The sequence below is a fragment of the Haloferax profundi genome (genome assembly GCF_001469865.1).
Lineage (GTDB): Archaea > Halobacteriota > Halobacteria > Halobacteriales > Haloferacaceae > Haloferax > Haloferax profundi.
The window spans coordinates 1-395 of the sequence record NZ_LOPV01000447.1 but is presented as its reverse complement, the minus strand read 5'-3'; the positions used below and the strand labels follow the sequence as shown (position 1 = coordinate 395).

Here is a 395-nt window from a genome sequence, read left to right as displayed (position 1 = left end):
CGCACGCTGGCGTTCGCAGGACTAGTCAACCTGGCGCGAGCGAATACGATTGGTTAGTTATCGAGTTTTCGATCCCTAAGAACGACCTCTCCTGGTTTCGTCCGTGCTCCTGCGCCGAGTTTCACACCCGCATTGAGACTACTCTGGATACCTGTCTTCGCGTCATCACCACAGACGACGCCGAACTTGCGTCGACCTGTGGAGGTCAACTCGCCTTTCACAGGCGTCTTTACAGCTTCGTCATCATGTCGGAGGTTCGCAACTGTCGTACCAGCCCCGAAGTTCACGTCTCGTCCAAGGACGCTGTCGCCGACGTACGAGAGGTGGCCGACTGTGGCCCCCTCCATGAGGACGCTATTCTTGATTTCGACGCTGTGGCCGACTTTGGCGTCTTC

At 57.2% G+C, this 395-nt stretch carries 1 pseudogene; it reads right to left on the bottom strand.

Annotated elements, in window-relative coordinates:
- Positions 1 to 53: 53 nt before the first annotated feature.
- Positions 54 to 395 (bottom strand): annotated as a pseudogene (locus AUR66_RS15130) (bifunctional sugar-1-phosphate nucleotidylyltransferase/acetyltransferase); the annotation flags it as partial.